Here is a 16,989-nt window from a genome sequence, read left to right on the forward strand (position 1 = left end):
CGATTCCCGTCACAAACCGGTCCTCATCGACCACAGCTCGGGGAACGCACGCTTGTCGAGCGTCGAGCGCAGATAAGCGGCCCCGGCCGATCCGCCGGTACCCATCTTGTTGCCGATGATCCGCTCGACCGTCAGCACATGCTTGTGCCGCCACATCGCCAAGGCATCGTCGATATCGACCAATTTCTCGGCGAGCTGGTAAAGGTCAAACCAGCGGTCCGCATCCTGGTAGACCTTGAGCCAGGCTTCGCCGACCGCCGTTTCGGAGCGGTCGCCGAGGTCGAAGCCAGCCCGTTCCAGCGCGGCATGCGACGCCTCGCGCAGCCCCGGTTCGTCGAGCGCCGCCTGCAGCCGCGCCCGGGCTTCGCTGCCTGCCGCATATTGTTCGATAAAAGCCGGGTTCTTGATCCCGAGCCGATATTCAAATTCGCGAAACTGCACCGATTGGAACCCCGATGCGGTCCCCAGCACGTCGCGGAACGCGGTATAATCGACCGGCGTCAAAGTCGACAGAACGTCCCATGACAAGGTCATCACCGACTGGATCCGGCCGATCCGTGCCATTGCCTTGTAGGATGCGGCAAAATGGTCCGTATCGAGCAGCGCAATCGCTAGCCTGAGCTCATGAAGCATTTGCTTCAGCCACAGCTCCTTGGTCTGATGAATGACGATGAACAGCATTTCATCGTGCAGGCTCGACTGCGGCTTCTGCGCCGTCAGCAGCTGGTCGAGCGCGAGATAGTCGGCGTAGGTGATGCCGGCAGGCGTAGCAGTCATGCGAGCGGGCTTACGGCAAAGGTCGCAAGCTGCCTAGCAAGGCTTATTGCGGGGGGCCACCGCCGCCGCCAGGCAGCCCGGGCTGGCTGATGGTGCCAATATTGCTGAACAGTTCGTCAAAGAAGCTGCGCTTGCGCCCCAATGTCGGCGTGTGGCCGCTTTCTGGGTCGATCGAAGCAATCAATTCCTTGCCGGTTCTGTCGACGCGGGTGACGGTGCCGGCCGCATCGAAGCGGATATGCAGGACGGTCTGGTCGATCACCTTGGGATCACGAAAGGCGATAGTTTTGGTGTCGCGGGCGACATAGTACCAGTCGTTGGGCGCGAATTGCCCGGTGAAGCTCGGCCGCCCAAGCGTCTTGCTGACCGAATCCTTATTGTCGACACCGACCTGGATCGCGGAGGCGAGTTCCTTGTCGATCACCGCCCCACGGTGGTCACGGACGCCCATGCTCGAGCAGCCGGCCAGCATGGCCACGCTCGACACTGCCACAACGATCTTCAACGCCGCACCACTCATTATTGTGAACCTCATTCCTCGCACGCGGGGATGCGTGAACCCCATAACCCATGACACGCATCACTTGCGTCGCGGCCGGGTGGCCTCAATATGCGCCGGACATGCGGAGGCGCAAGCCTTTGCCGCCCGAGGACTATTCAAGCGACTCTTATGCTAAGCTTCCTGTTCCCCCGATTAACGCCCGACAGGAGCCGAGGAGCGGCGCTGTTCGCGGCGCTGGTCGCCGCCGCCCGTCAGCCTCACTGGTTTGTCGGGGGACAAGTGCCCGACACCATCGATAGCCGATTCGCAGTACTGGCGACGATTGTTGCGCTGGCGATTGTCCGGCTCGAACGCGGTGGCGATGGCGCCACGGCCGCCGCGGTGGCGCTGACCGAGCGCTTCGTCGAGGCGATGGACGCCGAGCACCGCCAGTTGGGGATCGGCGACCCGACGGTTGGCAAGACCGTGCGCAAACTGGTTGGCGCGCTCGACCGCCGGGTGGATCTGTGGCGCCAGTTTGTCGACGGCGGCGATGGCTGGGATCAAGCGGTCCGCGTCAGCCTGTTCCGGGACGCGGCGTTGCCGGCCAAGGCACTGGACCATTGCGATGCGGCGCTGCGGAATGTTTGGGCAAAGCTCACGGCGGCGTCCGACGAAGCTCTGGCCGAAGGGAGGTTCGGATGATCGAGGATTTCGCCCATCGCCTGACGCTCGACCGCATCCGCGACGGCGAGCGAATCGATCTTGTCGCCGACGATCAGGAACGCGCGGCGATTGCCGAACGGCTGGACCTGCCGTCGCTCGATCGACTTGAGGCGCACGCCTGCTTGGCCTGCGAAGGTCTAAAAGTGCGGGCGACCGGACGCGTCGTCGCCTCGCTCGAGCAGCGCTGCGTCGTCACTGGCGATGCGGTCGGCGCCCATGTCGACGAAGCGTTCGAGATTGCCTTTGTCCCCGAGCCCAGGATTGGACCCGAGGAAGAGGTCGAGCTTGGACCCGAGGATTGCGACGTGGTGTTTCACGACGGCATTGCGATCGACCTCGGCACCGCGATCGCCGACACGCTGGCGCTCAGCCTCGACCCTTATCCACGCAGCGCGTCGGCCGAGACGGCATTGCGAGAAGCGGGCGTGCTGAGCGAGGAGGAAGCCGGCCCGTTCGCGGTACTAGCGCGGCTCAGGAAAGACCTCGGCGGCAACGACGCTTAAGCGCTGACCTCAGAACGGAACGTCGTCGTCGAGGTCGGTGTCGAAGGCCGCCGGCTGCGGGCGCGATTGAGTGCGCGTGGCACTGCCGCCATCATCAGCGAAATCGCCGCCGCCGCCCTGCGATTTGCCGCCACCGCCGTCGCCACGGCTGTCGAGCAGCACGAGCTCACCGCGATAACGCTGCAGCACGATCTCGGTCGAATATTTGTCCTGGCCCGACTGGTCCTGCCACTTGCGGGTCTGAATCGCGCCTTCGAGGTAAACCTTGGAGCCTTTGCGCAGGTAGGATTTGGCGACGCGGCCAAGATTTTCATTGAAAATCACGACCCGGTGCCATTCGGTCCGTTCCTGGCGGTTGCCGTCCTTGTCTTTCCAATTTTCGGATGTCGCAACGCGCAGATTAACGACCTCGCCGCCGTTGTTGAGCGAGCGTGCCTCCGGATCGTCACCGAGATTGCCGACCAGGATTACCTTGTTCACGCCCGCCATACCGCACCTCTTACACTCGCCAGATTGGCGACCGCTATACCCGGCACATCCCGCCCGCAAGCCGAAGCTTACTCAACCGGGACAAATAGCCCCCGCTTGATCGCCATCATGACGACGTTGGTCGTGAACCGGCGGACATTGGGGTTTTGCTGCATCATTCGCGACATCAGCTGGTCGAATGCCGCGATGTCCGGCGCGGATATGAGCAGCAGATAATCCGACGTACCGGTGACATAATAGGCTTGTTGAACGGCGGCTTCGTCGCGCAACCAGGCGCGCAGGGGCTGCACCAGTTCCGGCCGTTCCCGTTCCACCTCAAGTCCGACGGCATAGAGGGCGCCGCTGCCGACCTTGGCCGGATCGACGAGCGCAAAGCGCCCCTCAATAGCGCCGCTCGCCTGGAGCTTTCGAAGCCTTCTGTGGATCGCCGACGGAGACAGGCCGATCCGACCCGAAAGCTGATCATTGGTCAGCGACGCGTCTCGCTGCACCAGTTCGAGCAGGCGGCGATCCAGCCGATCCAGTTTTTTCACCAAATCACTCCGATATTGAACGCAGGAATTTTGCGCTGCCAGTGCATAACACGCAAATTTCTTGCAACCGCGGCTGTTAGGCTCTGGAGGTGAATCAATCGATCTCTTATCGCCTGGAGCCGGATTTGGACGCCGCAAGCTTTGTGGAAGTCCTGATCGCTTCCGGCCTTGCGACACGCCGGCCGGTCGCAGACTCCGACCGCATCGAGCAGATGCTGCGCGGAGCATCGATCATTGTGACCGCCAGATCGGAATCCAAACTTGTCGGAGTCGCGCGGGCCCTGACCGACCACGCCTTTTGTTGCTATTTGTCGGACTTGGCGGTCGACGCTCGTTGGGTGGGACAGGGCATCGGGCGCGAGCTCATCCGTCGCGCGCACAGCGAAGCTGGGCAGCCAATTGTTGACCTCATCCTGCTCGCCGCGCCCGAGGCGGAGACATATTATCCGCACATCGGGCTGACCCAATTTCCCCATTGCTTCATCATCAAACGCGCAAATTGAACGGAGTGCCCTCAATTGATCGATCATCTCGAACTGCAGACCCGCAAAACCGAAGCAACGGTGAACTTCTATCGCGATACACTAGGCCCACTTGGCTATCGTTTAATCTTGGACGGGGCGGCAAAGGGCTTCGGATTGGCTGGCGCAATGGACTTGTTCATCGTCGAGGGTGAACCGTCTGCCAACGTCCATTTTGCCTTCGCCGCGGAATCGCGCGCGAAAGTCGACGAAGCATGGCGCGCGGGCGAGTTAGCCGGGCATGTCACTGACCGGCCGCCAGCGCTCGCGCCCAAGGTTCATGCCAATTATTACGCGGGCTATTTGCGCGATCCTGATGGGCGGCTGGTCGAACTGGTCTGCCAACGCCCGGAATAGGCCAGCGATCGGCTTATTCCGCCGGCATCGGGTGCGGATGGCGCCTAGTCGCCGAGCGAAAACCCCAGATGACAGCGATCAGCATGGCAATTTGGGTGGCGAGTGATTCCATCGTCGGGAACAGGCCGAGCACGGCAATGCGGGGAACCCAGCCGAGCGGCGTGATGCCAATGATACCAGCTTCCTGCAGCGCGCCGACGCCCTTGCCAGCCAGGACCACGGTCAGGATGGCGATGAGGATGGCGCTGTAGCGGAAGAATTCGGTGATCGGCAGCGAGCGGCTGTAGCGCAGCATCGCCCAGGCGATGATGGCCAGCATGGCGACCGCGGACAGCGCACCAGCCAGAATGGTCGTGCCATTATCCGGCGTCCACAAGGCGGCGTAGAACAGGATGGTCTCGAAGACTTCGCGATAAACGACGATGAATGCGAGGCCGAACAGGAACCAGGCCGAGCCTTTCGACAAGGCGCCCTGCATCTTGTCGCGGATATAGCGGCGCCATTCCTCGGCCTGGCTCTTGCCATGCATCCAAATGCCGACCGACAGCAGGATGACCGCGGCGAGCAAGGAACCGAAGCCTTCGGTCAACTCGCGGCTCGCGCCGCTGATGCCGATGGCATAAGTCGCGATTGCCCAGGTCGCCGCCCCGGCAGTCAGCGCCGCGACCCAGCCGCCATGGACATAAGCCAGCGCCTCGGCGCGATCGGCCTTGCGCAGAAAGGCGATCATCGCCACCGCCACCAGCAATGCTTCCAAACCTTCGCGAAGCAGGATGGTGAACGCGCCCAGAAAAGTCGACGCATCATTCGCCTGGTCGGGCGCCAGCGCCCTTTCGGCCGCAGCGAATTCGGCATCGATCGCTGCCACCCGCGAGCGGACGTCGGCCGCGTCATCGCCCCTGGCGATGGCCGCACGCAATTCGCCCATGCCCTGTTCCACCCTCGCCAGCAGCGCCGGATCGCGGGCGCCAAGCGCGCCTTCGACCGGCTCAAAACCGTCGAGATAAGCGGACAGCGCGAGATCCTTTGCCTTCGCCTGGTCGCCGCGCTCGTAGGCTGCGAGGCTCGCTTGGAGACGTTTCCGGGCAAGCGCGAGCGTCGGCTGCGCAGCTGCTGAGGCGCTGGCCGAGACGGCGGCGGGGTCGGCCCTCAAATAAGCAATCACGGCGCCGGCGCGATCCGGTCCGATCTGTTGCGCCAGCGCGTTTTCCGAGGTGCCGCTCAATCCGTCGAGATTTGGAACCAGCGTCTTGAGCGATGCGTCGTGGTCCCAGATAGCTTTGCCTTTGGCAGCGAGCGAAGCGGGATAAGCAAAGCGGCCGGCATGGAAGGCGAGCGCCCATTTATCCGCAGCCGACAGGTTCGCGAAGCTGACCATTGCCGTGCCTTCGAGGCCCTGATCGATGACCTGGTACAAAGCGAATGGCGTGCGGTCGGCGGCGCGGACGCGGTCGGCAAAGGTAATTGGCGGCGGCTTCAGATGCTGCGCTATCGCGGTCTTGGCGTCGCCATTGAGGCCGTGGCAACTGGCGCAATTCTGGCTGTAGAGCTGGGCGCCGCGGACCGCGTCGGGGGCGCCCGGCGGTCCCATCGTTACCGGATAGGCGCGCAACAAATCGCTGCCGAGGGTGCGGGCGAGCCGCGCGACTTCGGGTGGCGCGGCCTTGCGCTCGATCGCGGCCTGCAGCCGCGCCGCGCTCGCCAGCAGCTGAGCCTTGGCGGGATTGGCCGGCAAGGCGCCGACCCGGTCGTGCACCGAGGCCGAGAATTCGCGCATTTCCGCATATTCCGACGCGCTCGCCACCTTGCCGCCCGACACCGCGCCGCCATAGTCGACCGCCAGATAGTCCAGCAGCCGCCAGGCGGTCTGGACATCGGGGCCGGCAGCAGCAGCAGCGGTCACCGCAAACAGCCCCAAAACTGCGAACAGTATCGCCCTGAAGACTCGGTTGACCGGCTGGTGGCGGCGCATGCGATCCATCGTCCGCCTCTAGCATGATGCGACTAATTCGCAATAGCGGCTAAGCTTGGGCTATCTGGGCGGGTAACGCAGCCGGCCAAGGAATCGCGCGACGCTCACATGCTCGCCCGAGCCCTTCCATTCGGCCTTCCATTTCTCGAACTTCATTACGTCATCGATGCGCCGGTCGAGAAAGGTGCCGGTGTCGCTCGATTGGTCGCTGCCATCGTCGAGCCAGGCCAGTAGAGTCGAGGCGTAGACCGCGCCCAGCGTCATGCGCTTGGTGTAATGGTTGAAGTCGGTGCTGGTGTCGCCAGCGAGTCGCCACATGAGGTCGGCGGAGCGCCAGCCGATACGCATCGCCAGGGGCAAATTCTGCGGCCTGGCAAGGATGGCGAGGCCGCGACGAACCGCCTCACGCGCCAGGGCCATGATTTCCAGCCGCTGCCACACCAGCGCGCGGATCTTGGCGCGGATTTTCATGCCCGCCAGCCGCTCGGGCGTTAAGTGTTCCTGCAGCGCGCGGTCGACACCCTGGATATAGGTGTCGACGAGGCCGGCCTGCGTCTTGGGCATCGCCAGCCGCGCCTGGGCCCGATCGATGCCGAGCTTGTCGGCGGCCGAGTCAACCGCCGCGCGCGACCAGCCGTCGAACACCGCCTGCTCGCCGACCGAAAGGGCCAGCCGCTGGCGCAACACTTCGAGAGGACTCGGGTCATCCATCGCAAGGCTAGGTGGGCTGCTCCGGCAAGCGGCGCAACCCCCGCTCGGGCAAGCGCACAAGGACCAGTGCGAAGCCAATCGCGGCAGCGCCGAGCCAGTCGAGCCGCGACAGGGTTTCCTGGTAGACGACCCAGCCAATCAATGCCGAAATCGCCGGTTGAGTAAGCAAGGCGAGGCCGACGACCAGCGGCGGCACTGAGCCGATCGCATAAACCAACAATCCTTGCCCCACCACCTGACTGCCGAGCGCCAGCATGAATATCGGCCCCCAATTGGCGGGGATCACTTGTTCGCCCAACAACAGGGACAGGGGCAGCAACATCGCCGCGCCGAAGACACTGGCGAGGAACAGCAAGGGCAGAGGCGCCAGAGCTCCCCGCGCCCGCTCGACCGCGATCAGATAGCCGACGTAGAGCAGGCCGGCGAACAGAGCGAGCAGGTCGCCGCGGACGTGGCGCGCCGACAATTCCGCACTGCTGCCCATCAGCAACGCCGCACCCAATGCCGCGAGCAACAGTGCTGCCGCTTGCATCAGCGACGGCCATCGCCGCGCCAGCCACAGCCCCCAGGCGGCGAAACCGAAGCTCGAAACATTGCCGAACAACGTCGCATTGCCGAGCTTGGTCATGTGAATGCCGGTGTGCCAGGCTGCGAGGTCAGCGGCAAAAAAGAAGCCGGCGAGAACGATAAGAATGACAAGTCCGCGCCGGGGCCAATGGACTGGCTGGCCGATTGCCGACGCGATGACGAACAGGAATGGCAGGGCCAAGGCGAGGCGCCAGAACCCCGCGGCCACCGGCCCGACGCCCGACAGTCGCACCAGCCAGGGACCGAACGCGAGCGCGCAGCTGCCGATGATCAACGCGGCAAAGGCGAATGGGTGCGACTTGGGATGGCTCACGCGGCGCGCTTAGCGCGGAGTGATGCCGAAACGCGACCGCAATTCCATCATTGTCAGCGCAGTGCGGGCGGCGTCGCCGCCCTTGTCGCCTTGCTTCGGATTGGAGCGGACGATGGCCTGCGCTTCGTCCTCGACGGTCAAAATGCCGTTGCCGACCGCCAGCCCGTCAAGCGTCAGCGCCATGATCCCGCGGGCGCTTTCCTGGGCGACGATCTCGAAGTGAAAGGTCTCGCCGCGAATGACGACGCCAATGGCGACATAAGCGTCGAAGCGACCGCTTTCCGATGCCAACAGGATTGCCGCCGGCAGCTCGAGCGCGCCGGGCACGGTGACCGTCTCATGACTATGCCCAGCCGCTTCGATCGCGGCCCGCGCGCCAGCCAGCAACATGTCGTTGAGATGGGCGTAGAAACGCGCTTCGGCGATGAGGACCCGCGCCATGACGTCAGTGCGCCAGTTCGATGCGGCGTTCCTCGATGATTGCCAGGCCATAGCCCGACAGCGCGACCGGCGAGTGGCAGGTGTTGGACAATAGGATCATGTCGTGGATGCCGAGCGCGGCGAGGATCTGGGCGCCGATGCCGTAGCTGCGCAGACCTTCGCCACCTTCCGTCGGTTTGCCCGAGCGCAGATCGGTGGCGCGCGACAGCGAACCCGGCGAGGCCGCATGGAGCGCGACAATGACGCCGGCGCCTTGCGCCTCGATCATCGCCATCGCGCCGGGCAGCAGGCCGGACCGCTCGCTTGCCTCCCCCAAAACGTCGGCGAACAGGTCGAGGCTGTGCATCCGCACCAGCACTGGCTGATCGGGGTTGATGCTACCGTGAACCATCGCCAATTGCTCGGCCCCCGTCGCCTTGTCGCGGAACACTTGCGCCTGCCACTGGGCGCCGCTGCGAGCGGTGAAGCCAGTGGTCGCCACCCGCTCGACCATGTGGTCCTTCTTCAACCGGTAGGCGATGAGGTCGCGGATGGTACCGATCTTCAAACTGTGAACAGCGGCAAAGCTCATCAAATCGTCGAGCCGAGCCATGGTCCCGTCTTCGCGCATGACTTCGCAAATCACGCCCGACGAGTTCAAACCGGCCAGGCGCGCGACATCGACCGCGGCTTCGGTGTGGCCGGCGCGGACCAGCACACCGCCCGGCTGGGCGACCAGCGGGAACACATGGCCAGGCGAAACCAAAGCTTCGGGCCCGTGGCTGGCGTCGATGGCGACGGCGATGGTGCGCGCGCGGTCGGCGGCGCTGATCCCGGTCGAAATGCCCTCGGTCGCTTCGATCGAGACAGTGAAGGCGGTCGCATTGCGGCTGCGATTGGAACTGGTCATCGGCTGCAGGCCGAGCGCGTCCACTCGCTCCTTGGTCAGAGCGAGGCAGATCAGGCCGCGCCCGTGCCGGGCCATGAAGTTGATTGCGTCCGGCGTTGCCATTTGCGCCGGGATGACCAGGTCGCCCTCATTCTCGCGGTCGGCATCATCGACCAGGATGAACATCCGCCCGTTGCGGGCTTCGTCGATGATCGCTTCGGCGCCGACCAATAATTCCGTATTGCCGCGCTGGAGCAGCTTTTCGAGCCGTCCGAGCGTGTCGGCGGTTGGGTTCCAGTCGGGCGAGCCCAATTTGCGCAAGGAGTTGGGGTGAAGGCCGGCGGCGCGGGCGAGACCCGAGCGGCTGACTTCCCCGGTGGCGATCACGGCGTTCAGCCGCTCCATCAAATTGGTGCTCATAGTCACGAAGTAATCACACTGTAATGTGATGACAAGCGCAAACTTATGTCCTGGACTGTCCTCGGCCTGCCAACATCCGCTCCAGATAGCGCGCGATCACGTCGATTTCGACATTCAACTGTCCGCCGACGGCAATGTCACCAAAAGTCGTCTGTGCGGCGGTGTGGGGGATGATGTTGACGGTGAAATCGGGTGCGCGATCGCCGTCCCGAACCTCGTTGACGGTAAGGGACACGCCATCGAGCGTGATCGACCCCTTTGGTGCGAGATAAAGCGCAAGATTGCCGGGCGCGCGGAGGGTAACGCGGGTCGAGCCGCCTTCGGCCTTGACGTCGATCACCTCGGCGACGCCATCGACATGGCCGCTGACGATATGACCGCCAAGTTCATCACCAACGCGCAATGACCGCTCGAGGTTGAGACGCGCACCTTCGCGCCACAGGTCCCTCGCGGTGCGCGACAGGGTTTCCGCCGATACGTCGACAGCGAACCAGTCATCACCTTTGTCGACGACAGACAGGCACACGCCCGAGCAAGCGATGGAACTGCCGAGATCGACCGAATTCATGTCATAACCGCTGGCGATGGTCAGCCGCAGGTCGCCGCGCTGTTCGGCGCTGCGGACCGTGCCGACGTCGGTGGTTATCCCGGTGAACATAGTCGCGCCCTAGCTTTCGCGGACCCGCTCGTAAACTTCGAGCCGGTCGACGCCGAGTGCGCGTCCGTCGCCGGCGCGCCAGCGGCCGTGGGCGTCGGCAATGCCTTCGAGCCCGACATATCCAAACGACGACTTGCCTTCGCCAACGATGATCGGGGCGCGGTAGATGAGGATACGGTCGACCAGATCCTCGGCCAGGAACGCGGTCGCGGTTGCCGACCCGCCTTCGACCAGCAGGTCGTTGACGTCATGAAGCCGATAGACATCCTGCGGAGAATGCAGCGTTTCCCAGCCGTCGACCGCGTCGCCACGGGTCAGTAGCGCCCGGCGCGGCGACCAATCTTCAAGCCCCGGCAAGCGCACATCGAGCCTGGGCGCGTCGGCGAGGTAAGTTCCGCGCCCGACCAGGATCATGTCCGTATGGGCGCGCTCGAGATGGACGTGGGCGCGCGCGTCCTCGCCCGAAATCCATTTGCTTGTCCCCGACGGCATGGCGATCTTGCCGTCGATCGACAGCGCCAGCTTCAACGTGATTCGCGGCCGGCCGAACGTCATGCGGGTCAGATAGCCGGCCATCGATTCGGCAGCCGCAGCCGCGCCGCAGCCGACGTCGACCGTGATTCCCGCTGCCTTAAGGCGTTCGATCCCTTGGCCGGCCGTGCGTGGATCGGGATCTTGCAGGGCGACAATGACGCGGGCCGGCGCGGCCTCGACCATCAGGTCCGAACACGCCGGGCCACGCTCGCTGTCATGCGCGCAAGGTTCGAGGCTGGTGAAGAGGGTTGCGCCCTTCGACCGCGCGCCAGCTTCCGCCAGCGCAACCGCTTCGGCATGTGGCCGGCCGCCGGGCTGGGTGGCGCCACGGCCGACGATTTCGCCGTCAGAGACGATCACGCAACCGACATTGGGATTGGGCGCCGAGCGCCCGCGTGCGGCCAAGCCAAGCCCGATCGCCTCGGCCATTGCCTCGGCGTCAGTCCATGCCAAGCTTTTTCTCGAGCTTCTGGAACTGGCGCTGCTTCTCTTTTTGCGCTGCTTCCTTCGCTGCCTGGTCGACCTTTTGCTGGGCGATGATCTCGGCATCCGTGCGGTTGGCGCTCCATTGCTGGACGTAGATAATTTGTTGCGGCGGCGCGGTGTTGATCCGCGAATCGACCAAAAATTCGATAATGATGATGATCGTCACCAGCACCGCGAGCGCGGCGCCGATCCATTGTTCGCGGCCGCGCTGGCGCAGGAAAGCACGAAAATCCTTCCATGCTGCGCGCGGGCCGACCGGACGGGGGAACACTGACATGGCCACGAGATAGGCGCTGGCATGTGCGCTCGCCAGCCCTGTCGCGATTACTCGTTGAGCTCGAAGCGCAGGGTAATCACCGTCGCCGACACCATGGCCCGGCCATCCTCGGTCGCCGGCCGGTAGCGCCAGTGCGCCATCAAATGGCGGCGGGCCGCAGCGAGGAAGGCTGGGTCGGCCTTGCCGACCGCATCGACCGCGACCACCCGGCCATTAGCATCGATGGTCAGCTTGAGCCGGAGGACCGCTTCCTCCTCGCGGTCGAGTTTCGAGGGCGGATAGGGCGGGCGAACTTCGGACGGCGGCGTAGCGAAGCGCGGACCGACCCGGACGGGGACCAGCGTGAGCGTGGGATCCTGGGTCCCGATCGTCTCGCCCCCGCCGATCGGCGGGCGGCTGGTGTCGACGATGATCTTGTCGCCGGTCGGTTGCGGCGGCGGCACGATGGTGCGGGCGTGATCGATGGTCGTCGTCGCCTTGGTCTTGATCCTGCCTTCCGCCAGGATCGGCGGCGGCGGTGGCGGAACCTTGATATTCCTGATCTTGATCAACGGCGGGAAAAATCGGGGCGGAAGTTCCATCCGGGCGCTCATGACGGCGGCGATCACCGCGATATGCGCGGTGACAATCAGCATCATCACATGCGGTGCGGAATGGCGTTCGGCGACACGGCGCCCGTGGGCTGCGTAGGCCAACATATCGATCTCCTTCACCACGAGATGATGGAAGAGATGTTACATTATATCTTCGCAGTTTCAAAGCGAATTGTTGGCGTAACGAAACGGCTAGTGATTGGCGGCTGCGGCAAGGCGGGCAACAGCCTGGTCCTGGCCCATGCGGTCGAGCAAGCCGGCCATTTCGGGGCCCGATTCGCGGCCGGTCAGCGCCCGCCGTAGCGGGTGGAACAGCGCCTTGCCTTTGAGGCCGGTCGAGACTTTGAGCGCCTCGGCCAGGGCTTTCCATGGCTCGTTCGACCAGTCGAGCGTCGGCGCGATTTCGGCCGCCTTGGCGACCAGCGCGCGCTCGTCGTCGCCAAGCTCGGGCGGGGTGATTTCGCCGCCGATCACCGCGAACCAGTCGGCGAAATCGGCAAGGCGCTCAAGATTGCCGCGCAATAGCAGCCAATCCTGCTCGCTAGCGCCTGAGGGCAGGCGCGCGGCAACGTCGGCAAAGTCGAGCCGGTGCAGCAACCGGGCATTGAGCAATTCGACCTCGGCCAGATCGAAATGCGCCGGGGCGCGGCCGAAATGGGCGAAGTCGAGGTCGGCCGCCAGCTCGCCGAGGTCGGTGATGGCCTCGACCGGCCGCGACGTGCCAAGCCGCGCCAGCAGCGACAACAAGGCCATCGGCTCGAGGCCGGCGCCGCGGATTTCCTCGACGCCGATAGAGCCCAGCCGCTTCGACAATTTGCCCTCGGCCGCGACCAGCAGAGCCTCGTGCGCCAGTTCGGGGGCCGGGGCGCCAAGCGCCTCGAACATCTGCAATTGCGCGGCGCTATTCGAGACATGGTCCTCGCCGCGCACGACGTGCGTGACGCCGAGATCGACATCATCGATCACCGACGGCAGCAGATAGAGCCAGCTGCCATCCTCGCGGCGGACGACCGGGTCGGACAGTAATGTCGGGTCGAAGCGCTGCGGGCCCCGCACCAGGTCGGTCCATTCGATGGGTCGGCTGTGGTCGAGCCGGAACCGCCAGTGCGGGCCGCGGCCTTCGGGCACCGGCGCAGCGGGGACCTTGCGCTCGTAAACCGGCGGCAACCCGCGGCCGAGCAGGACCTTGCGGCGAACCTCGAGCTCCTCGGGGGTTTCGTAACAGGCATAGACCCGGCCGCTCTCGCGCAGCCGGCAGAACTCGCGTTCGTAGAGGTCGAAGCGGTCCGACTGACGAACCACGCTGTCGGGCTTCAGCCCGAGCCAGTCGAGGTCGTCGCGGATGCCCAAATCAAATTCGGCGGTCGAGCGTTCGCGATCGGTGTCGTCGATCCGCAGGATGAAGGTCCCTCCATGCTGCCTGGCGAACAACGCATTGTGCAGCGCGGTGCGGATGTTGCCGACGTGGAGCCGCCCGGTCGGCGACGGGGCGAAACGCGTGGTGACGGTCATTTGGGCCCGCTGTGGAAAGCGTTGGTGATCGGATAGCGGCGGTCGCGGCCGAAATTGCGGCTGCCGATCTTGACCCCGGGCGGGGCCTGGCGGCGCTTATACTCGGCGCGCAGCAGCTTGGTCTCGATGTCGGCGACGAGCGCGATGTCCGCACCCGTCGCAGTAGCGGTTTCCTTCGCCGACATTTCCTTGTCGACCAGCCCTTCGAGGATCCGGTCGAGCAAGGCGTAGGGCGGCAGGCTATCCTCGTCCTTCTGGTTGGGGCGCAGCTCGGCGCTCGGCGGTTTGCTAATCACCCGCGCCGGCATCACCGGCCCGTCGGGGCCCAGCGCGCCGTCGGGCTTGTGGCCGTTGCGCCAGCGGGACAGCGCGAACACGGTCATCTTGTAGGCATCCTTGAGCACCGAATAGCCGCCCGCCATGTCGCCGTAGAGCGTCGCATAGCCGACCGACATCTCGCTCTTGTTGCCAGTCGTCAGCAGCATGTCACCGCCAGCGTTGGACAAGGCCATCAGGGCGACCATCCGCAGGCGCGCCTGGACGTTTTCCGCCGCCAGGCCGGGCAGGTCCGGCAACATTTGGTCGATCGCTTCGACCGCCGGGACAATCGGCACGACGTCATGGCGGCAACCGAGCAATCGGGCGCATTCGGCCGCGTCCTCCAGGCTTTCGTCGCTGGTGTATTTCGAAGGCAGCATCACACTCCACACCTTGTCGGGGCCCAACGCATCGACGGCAATCGCCGCCGACAGCGCGCTGTCGATGCCGCCCGACAGGCCGAGGATCACGCCGGGGAAACCATTGCGCGTTACATAATCGCGCAAGGCGACGGTCATCGCTTGATAGACATCCTCCGGAAACGCAGCGAGCGGATGCTCGGCGCGGGTCTGGCAACGCCAGCCATCCGCCTCGCGGATCCATTCGGTGAGCAGCAATTGTTCGTCCCAGTCGTTCATCTGGACGACCAGCTCGCCGTCGGCATTCAAGACGAACGACGAGCCGTCGAACACCAGTTCATCCTGGCCGCCAACCCGATTGAGATAGACCATCGGCAGCCCGGCCATCGTCACCCGCGAGCGGACCATCTGCTGGCGCTGATTGTCCTTGTCGAGCTCATACGGGCTGCCATTGACGACCAGCAGCAGCTCAGCGCCGGCGTCGGCGAGATGCGCGCACACGGTTTCCTGCCAGATGTCCTCGCAGATCGGCAGTCCGAGCTTGACCCCCTTAAATTCGACCGGCTCGGGCATCGGGCCGGGCGCGAAAATGCGCTTTTCGTCAAAAGTGCCGTAATTGGGCAGCTCACGTTTCAGGGTCCGGCCCAGCAGGCGGCCGCCGTCGGCCAGCAGCAGCGCATTATAATTGGCGCCATCTTCGTGGACAATCGAGCCGATCAGGATCGCCGGCCCCGGGGTTGCGGTCGCGTCGATCAGCCGCTCGGCGACGTCCATTGTGCGCCGCACGAATTCCGGCTTGAGCACCAAATCCTCGGGCGGATAGCCGGTCAGCTGGAGCTCCGGGCACAGCAACAGGTCGGCGCCCTTGGCCCGCTCGCGCATCGCCAGAATTGCCGCGGCATTCCCTTCGAGGTCGCCAACGCTTTGGTTCATTTGCGCCAAGGCTATGATCAGGCGCTGAGAGGCTTTGGCTGTCATCGTCGGCGCCTTAGACCGGAAGCTTTGCTTTGCGAACCATCGCTGGCTAAGGGTCGGGTTCGAACCGCCGCGCTGGGGAGCCGACACCGCCATGAAATTGCTCGCCGGGAACAGCAATTTGCCGCTGTCCCGCTCGATTTCCGACTATCTCGAAATGCCGCTGACGCAGGCGAGCGTACGCCGCTTTGCCGACGAGGAGATTTTCGTCGAGATCAACGAGAACGTCCGCGGCGAGGACGTCTTCGTCATCCAGTCGACCAGTTACCCGGCCAACGACAATCTGATGGAATTGCTGATCTGCATCGACGCGCTGCGGCGCGCGTCGGCCAAACGGATCACTGCGGTCATCCCTTATTTCGGCTATGCCCGGCAGGACCGCAAACCCGGTCCGCGCACCCCCATTTCGGCCAAATTGGTCGCCAATCTGATCACTGTCGCCGGCGCCAGCCGGGTGCTGTCGATCGACCTCCACGCCGGCCAGATCCAGGGCTTCTTCGATATCCCGACCGACAATCTGTTCGCCTCCCCGGTCATCGCCGCCGACATCCAGGCGCGCTTTGCCAACCGCGACCTGACCGTAGTTTCGCCCGACGTCGGCGGTGTCGTCCGCGCCCGCAGCCTCGCCAAGCGGCTCTACAACTCGCCGCTGGCGATCGTCGACAAGCGCCGCGAGCGAGCCGGCGAATCGGAAGTAATGAACATCATCGGCGACGTCGATGGCCGCACCTGCATCCTGATCGACGACATCGTCGATTCGGGTGGGACCCTGTGCAACGCGGCGGCGGCGCTGAAACAGCAGGGCGCGGTCGAAGTCGTCGCTTATTGCACCCACGGCGTCCTGTCCGGCGGTGCCGCGGCGCGGGTCGGCGCCTCCGAGCTTAAGGAGCTGGTCGTCACCGATTCAATCTGCACCGGCGAGCCCGACCCCAAGGGCGGCAAGATCCGCCGGCTGTCGATCGCCCCGTTGCTTGCCGAAGCCATACGCCGGATCGCCGACGAATCGAGCGTCTCCAGCCTGTTCGATTAAGCATGAATCTCGACGTCATCCTCAAGCGCTTCGACCAGCCCGACGAAGTCCGTGAGTTCGACAAGGGCCGCTTCGAACTCGTCCACATGGGCAAGATGACGATCGGCCGCGCGACCTATCAGCCGGGTTGGAAATGGTCGGTGCATGTCGGCGCCGCGCTCGGCCAGCAATCGTGTATGGTCGAGCATGTCGGCATGGTCGTGGCTGGCGCCGCCGCCGCGGGCATGGACGACGGCCGGGTGATCGAGATGCGCGGCGGCGACCTGTTTTACATCCCGCCCGGGCACGACAGCTGGGTGATTGGCGACGAGCCCTATGTCTCGCTGCACTTCATGGGTGCCGAGGACTACGCCGCCAAGGGCTAAGCGGCGACCTTGCCTTGGGGTGCCTCCGCCCGTATAGGCCGCCCCATTCCAGATCGTTGGAAAACGAACGGCCCGGCCAGTTAGGGCTGCCGTGGCCGTTCGGAAACGTCGCCCCCAAGGAAACTTGCGCGGGCCACAAAGGAGACGAAAATGCCCAAGCTCAAGACCAAGAGCGGCGTCAA

At 64.6% G+C, this 16,989-nt stretch carries 21 protein-coding genes; 6 read left to right on the top strand and 15 right to left on the bottom strand.

Going from position 1 to position 16,989, the window contains the following annotated elements; genetic code table 11:
* Positions 1 to 9: 9 nt before the first annotated feature.
* Together RMO25_RS04640 and RMO25_RS04645 are read right to left on the bottom strand one after the other, a co-directional pair.
* Positions 10 to 777: a tryptophan 2,3-dioxygenase family protein gene (locus tag RMO25_RS04640; RefSeq protein WP_309661433.1), complete on the bottom strand. Its 768-nt coding sequence runs from the start codon at positions 775 to 777 to the stop codon at positions 10 to 12.
* Between the two features lie 43 nt (positions 778 to 820).
* Positions 821 to 1,297: an outer membrane protein assembly factor BamE gene (locus tag RMO25_RS04645; protein ID WP_309661434.1), complete on the bottom strand. Its 477-nt coding sequence runs from the start codon at positions 1,295 to 1,297 to the stop codon at positions 821 to 823.
* 150 nt (positions 1,298 to 1,447) lie between these two features.
* Here RMO25_RS04645 and RMO25_RS04650 point away from each other — a divergent pair, with 150 nt between their 5' ends.
* Together RMO25_RS04650 and RMO25_RS04655 are read left to right on the top strand one after the other, a co-directional pair.
* A complete protein-coding gene (locus RMO25_RS04650) occupies positions 1,448 to 1,963 on the top strand; it encodes a ubiquinol-cytochrome C chaperone family protein (RefSeq protein WP_309661435.1) in 516 nt (171 codons plus the stop codon).
* The gene (locus tag RMO25_RS04655; protein WP_309661436.1) at positions 1,960 to 2,487 is read left to right on the top strand and encodes a DUF177 domain-containing protein; all 528 of its coding nucleotides are present in this window, start codon (positions 1,960 to 1,962) and stop codon (positions 2,485 to 2,487) included. Before RMO25_RS04650 ends, RMO25_RS04655 begins: the two co-directional genes overlap by 4 nt.
* Before the next feature lie 9 nt (positions 2,488 to 2,496).
* Here RMO25_RS04655 and ssb read toward each other — a convergent pair whose 3' ends face one another.
* Complete coding sequence (ssb, locus tag RMO25_RS04660) at positions 2,497 to 2,976, bottom strand: single-stranded DNA-binding protein (protein WP_309661437.1); 480 nt, start codon at positions 2,974 to 2,976, stop codon at positions 2,497 to 2,499.
* 68 nt (positions 2,977 to 3,044) lie between these two features.
* Positions 3,045 to 3,509 (bottom strand): Lrp/AsnC family transcriptional regulator, encoded by a 465-nt coding sequence (locus RMO25_RS04665; protein WP_309661438.1) that lies wholly within the window; start codon positions 3,507 to 3,509, stop codon positions 3,045 to 3,047.
* Between the two features lie 89 nt (positions 3,510 to 3,598).
* Between RMO25_RS04665 and RMO25_RS04670 the strand changes: the two genes are divergently transcribed.
* Together RMO25_RS04670 and RMO25_RS04675 are read left to right on the top strand one after the other, a co-directional pair.
* Entirely contained in the window at positions 3,599 to 4,012 is a 414-nt protein-coding gene (locus RMO25_RS04670; protein WP_309661439.1) for a GNAT family N-acetyltransferase, read from the top strand.
* Between the two features lie 15 nt (positions 4,013 to 4,027).
* Positions 4,028 to 4,387, top strand: coding sequence for a VOC family protein (locus RMO25_RS04675; RefSeq protein ID WP_309661440.1), 360 nt, complete (start codon positions 4,028 to 4,030; stop codon positions 4,385 to 4,387).
* A gap of 13 nt (positions 4,388 to 4,400) precedes the next feature.
* On the opposite strand, the gene RMO25_RS04680 is transcribed toward RMO25_RS04675, so the two are convergent.
* From RMO25_RS04680 to RMO25_RS04730, 11 genes are all read right to left on the bottom strand, one after another.
* Complete coding sequence (locus RMO25_RS04680; protein ID WP_309661441.1) at positions 4,401 to 6,368, bottom strand: cytochrome c/FTR1 family iron permease; 1,968 nt, start codon at positions 6,366 to 6,368, stop codon at positions 4,401 to 4,403.
* 51 nt (positions 6,369 to 6,419) lie between these two features.
* Positions 6,420 to 7,070 carry a COQ9 family protein gene (locus RMO25_RS04685; RefSeq protein ID WP_309661442.1) on the bottom strand — a complete coding sequence of 217 codons (651 nt, stop codon included), beginning with the start codon at positions 7,068 to 7,070 and terminating at the stop codon, positions 6,420 to 6,422.
* Positions 7,071 to 7,077: 7 nt separating this feature from the next.
* Complete coding sequence (locus tag RMO25_RS04690) at positions 7,078 to 7,971, bottom strand: DMT family transporter (RefSeq protein WP_309661443.1); 894 nt, start codon at positions 7,969 to 7,971, stop codon at positions 7,078 to 7,080.
* A 9-nt stretch (positions 7,972 to 7,980) separates the two neighbouring features.
* On the bottom strand, positions 7,981 to 8,412 hold the full coding sequence (gene ribH / locus RMO25_RS04695) for a 6,7-dimethyl-8-ribityllumazine synthase (protein ID WP_309661444.1): 432 nt from the start codon (positions 8,410 to 8,412) through the stop codon (positions 7,981 to 7,983).
* Positions 8,413 to 8,416: 4 nt separating this feature from the next.
* Positions 8,417 to 9,700 (bottom strand): 3,4-dihydroxy-2-butanone-4-phosphate synthase, encoded by a 1,284-nt coding sequence (ribB, locus tag RMO25_RS04700; RefSeq protein ID WP_309661445.1) that lies wholly within the window; start codon positions 9,698 to 9,700, stop codon positions 8,417 to 8,419.
* 43 nt (positions 9,701 to 9,743) lie between these two features.
* Positions 9,744 to 10,358 (bottom strand): riboflavin synthase, encoded by a 615-nt coding sequence (locus tag RMO25_RS04705; protein WP_309661446.1) that lies wholly within the window; start codon positions 10,356 to 10,358, stop codon positions 9,744 to 9,746.
* A gap of 9 nt (positions 10,359 to 10,367) precedes the next feature.
* Positions 10,368 to 11,321, bottom strand: a complete 954-nt coding sequence (gene ribD, locus RMO25_RS04710) for a bifunctional diaminohydroxyphosphoribosylaminopyrimidine deaminase/5-amino-6-(5-phosphoribosylamino)uracil reductase RibD (RefSeq protein WP_309661447.1) — start codon at positions 11,319 to 11,321, stop codon at positions 10,368 to 10,370.
* Between the two features lie 10 nt (positions 11,322 to 11,331).
* Complete coding sequence (locus RMO25_RS04715; protein WP_309661448.1) at positions 11,332 to 11,655, bottom strand: hypothetical protein; 324 nt, start codon at positions 11,653 to 11,655, stop codon at positions 11,332 to 11,334.
* A 47-nt stretch (positions 11,656 to 11,702) separates the two neighbouring features.
* Complete coding sequence (locus RMO25_RS04720; RefSeq protein ID WP_309661449.1) at positions 11,703 to 12,353, bottom strand: energy transducer TonB; 651 nt, start codon at positions 12,351 to 12,353, stop codon at positions 11,703 to 11,705.
* 87 nt (positions 12,354 to 12,440) lie between these two features.
* Entirely contained in the window at positions 12,441 to 13,760 is a 1,320-nt protein-coding gene (locus RMO25_RS04725; RefSeq protein WP_309661450.1) for a glutamate--tRNA ligase, read from the bottom strand.
* Positions 13,757 to 15,415 carry an NAD+ synthase gene (locus tag RMO25_RS04730; protein ID WP_309661451.1) on the bottom strand — a complete coding sequence of 553 codons (1,659 nt, stop codon included), beginning with the start codon at positions 15,413 to 15,415 and terminating at the stop codon, positions 13,757 to 13,759. The genes RMO25_RS04725 and RMO25_RS04730 overlap by 4 nt, the downstream gene beginning before the upstream one ends.
* Positions 15,416 to 15,506: 91 nt before the next feature.
* On the opposite strand from RMO25_RS04730, the gene RMO25_RS04735 reads away from it, so the two are divergent.
* Both RMO25_RS04735 and RMO25_RS04740 read left to right on the top strand, forming a co-directional pair.
* Positions 15,507 to 16,442, top strand: a complete 936-nt coding sequence (locus RMO25_RS04735; RefSeq protein ID WP_309661452.1) for a ribose-phosphate pyrophosphokinase — start codon at positions 15,507 to 15,509, stop codon at positions 16,440 to 16,442.
* 2 nt (positions 16,443 to 16,444) lie between these two features.
* Positions 16,445 to 16,807, top strand: a complete 363-nt coding sequence (locus tag RMO25_RS04740) for a cupin (RefSeq protein WP_309661453.1) — start codon at positions 16,445 to 16,447, stop codon at positions 16,805 to 16,807.
* Positions 16,808 to 16,989 lie beyond the last annotated feature (182 nt).

The sequence above is a fragment of the Sphingomonas sp. genome (genome assembly GCF_031361285.1).
GTDB lineage: Bacteria > Pseudomonadota > Alphaproteobacteria > Sphingomonadales > Sphingomonadaceae > Sphingomicrobium.

Coding starts and splice junctions, on each gene's coding strand:
- RMO25_RS04640 (WP_309661433.1), bottom strand. CDS start 777: ATGACTGCTACGCCTGCCGGCATCACCTACGCCGACTATCTCGCGCTC.
- RMO25_RS04645 (WP_309661434.1), bottom strand. CDS start 1,297: ATGAGTGGTGCGGCGTTGAAGATCGTTGTGGCAGTGTCGAGCGTGGCC.
- RMO25_RS04650 (WP_309661435.1), top strand. CDS start 1,448: ATGCTAAGCTTCCTGTTCCCCCGATTAACGCCCGACAGGAGCCGAGGA.
- RMO25_RS04655 (WP_309661436.1), top strand. CDS start 1,960: ATGATCGAGGATTTCGCCCATCGCCTGACGCTCGACCGCATCCGCGAC.
- ssb (WP_309661437.1), bottom strand. CDS start 2,976: ATGGCGGGCGTGAACAAGGTAATCCTGGTCGGCAATCTCGGTGACGAT.
- RMO25_RS04680 (WP_309661441.1), bottom strand. CDS start 6,368: ATGGATCGCATGCGCCGCCACCAGCCGGTCAACCGAGTCTTCAGGGCG.
- RMO25_RS04685 (WP_309661442.1), bottom strand. CDS start 7,070: ATGGATGACCCGAGTCCTCTCGAAGTGTTGCGCCAGCGGCTGGCCCTT.
- ribH (WP_309661444.1), bottom strand. CDS start 8,412: ATGGCGCGGGTCCTCATCGCCGAAGCGCGTTTCTACGCCCATCTCAAC.
- ribB (WP_309661445.1), bottom strand. CDS start 9,700: ATGAGCACCAATTTGATGGAGCGGCTGAACGCCGTGATCGCCACCGGG.
- RMO25_RS04705 (WP_309661446.1), bottom strand. CDS start 10,358: ATGTTCACCGGGATAACCACCGACGTCGGCACGGTCCGCAGCGCCGAA.
- ribD (WP_309661447.1), bottom strand. CDS start 11,321: ATGGCCGAGGCGATCGGGCTTGGCTTGGCCGCACGCGGGCGCTCGGCG.
- RMO25_RS04715 (WP_309661448.1), bottom strand. CDS start 11,655: ATGTCAGTGTTCCCCCGTCCGGTCGGCCCGCGCGCAGCATGGAAGGAT.
- RMO25_RS04720 (WP_309661449.1), bottom strand. CDS start 12,353: ATGTTGGCCTACGCAGCCCACGGGCGCCGTGTCGCCGAACGCCATTCC.
- RMO25_RS04725 (WP_309661450.1), bottom strand. CDS start 13,760: ATGACCGTCACCACGCGTTTCGCCCCGTCGCCGACCGGGCGGCTCCAC.
- RMO25_RS04730 (WP_309661451.1), bottom strand. CDS start 15,415: ATGACAGCCAAAGCCTCTCAGCGCCTGATCATAGCCTTGGCGCAAATG.
- RMO25_RS04735 (WP_309661452.1), top strand. CDS start 15,507: ATGAAATTGCTCGCCGGGAACAGCAATTTGCCGCTGTCCCGCTCGATT.
- RMO25_RS04740 (WP_309661453.1), top strand. CDS start 16,445: ATGAATCTCGACGTCATCCTCAAGCGCTTCGACCAGCCCGACGAAGTC.